Origin of the sequence: Acidovorax sp. CF316, from assembly GCF_000276605.1 — a bacterium.
In the GTDB taxonomy this organism is placed as follows: Bacteria; Pseudomonadota; Gammaproteobacteria; order Burkholderiales; family Burkholderiaceae_C; genus Acidovorax.
This window is the reverse complement of record NZ_AKJX01000256.1, coordinates 1-1,174: the sequence shown is the minus strand read 5'-3', so window position 1 is coordinate 1,174 and position 1,174 is coordinate 1. Positions and strand designations below refer to the sequence as shown.

The following is a 1,174-nucleotide window of genomic DNA, read 5'->3' as shown; positions in this document are numbered from 1 at the left end:
AGGCGATGATCTTGGCCACGACGCCGGCGCCGACGGTACGACCGCCTTCACGGATGGCGAAGCGCAGGCCTTCTTCCATGGCGATGGGGTTGATCAGCTTGACGGTGATCGACACGTTGTCGCCTGGCATGACCATTTCCTTGTCCGCTGGCAGCTCGATCGCGCCGGTGACGTCGGTCGTGCGGAAGTAGAACTGAGGACGGTAGTTGTTGAAGAACGGGGTGTGGCGGCCGCCTTCGTCCTTGCTCAGCACATACACTTCAGCCGTGAAGTGGGTGTGTGGCTTGATCGAGCCGGGCTTGCACAGCACTTGGCCGCGTTCCACGTCTTCACGCTTGGTGCCGCGCAGCAGCAGACCAACGTTGTCGCCAGCCTGGCCCTGGTCCAGCAGCTTGCGGAACATTTCCACGCCGGTGCAGGTGGTCTTGACGGTGTCCTTGATACCGACGATTTCGATTTCTTCGCCGACCTTGACCACGCCGCGTTCGATACGGCCGGTCACCACGGTGCCGCGACCGGAGATCGAGAACACGTCTTCCACGGGCATCAGGAAGGCACCGTCCACAGCGCGCTCTGGCGTGGGGATGTAGGTGTCCAGGGCTTCAGCCAGCTTCATGATGGCTTCTTCGCCCAGGGGACCCTTGTCGCCTTCCAGGGCCAGCTTGGCGGAACCGCGCACGATGGGGGTGTCGTCGCCTGGGAAGTTGTACTTGTCCAGGAGTTCGCGCACTTCCATCTCGACGAGTTCCAGCAGCTCTTCGTCGTCCACCATGTCGCACTTGTTCAGGAACACGATGATGTAAGGCACGCCCACCTGGCGGGCCAGCAGGATGTGCTCACGCGTCTGGGGCATGGGGCCGTCAGCGGCCGAGCACACCAGAATGGCGCCGTCCATCTGGGCAGCGCCGGTGATCATGTTCTTCACATAGTCGGCGTGGCCGGGGCAGTCCACGTGGGCGTAGTGGCGGTTGGCCGTTTCGTATTCCACGTGTGCGGTGTTGATCGTGATGCCGCGGGCCTTTTCTTCAGGTGCTGCGTCGATCTGGTCGTATGCCTTGGCTTCGCCGCCGAACTTGGCAGACAGCACCGTGGCGATGGCCGCCGTCAGGGTCGTCTTGCCGTGGTCCACGTGGCCAATCGTACCCACGTTGACGTGGGGCTTGGTCCGTTCGAA

1 protein-coding gene is annotated in these 1,174 nt (G+C 62.7%); it reads right to left on the bottom strand.

Annotated features, from left to right (window positions below; genetic code table 11):
- Window positions 1-1,174 (bottom strand): elongation factor Tu (tuf, locus tag PMI14_RS28805; protein ID WP_007860289.1); only part of this gene is annotated, 1,174 nt, incomplete at both ends.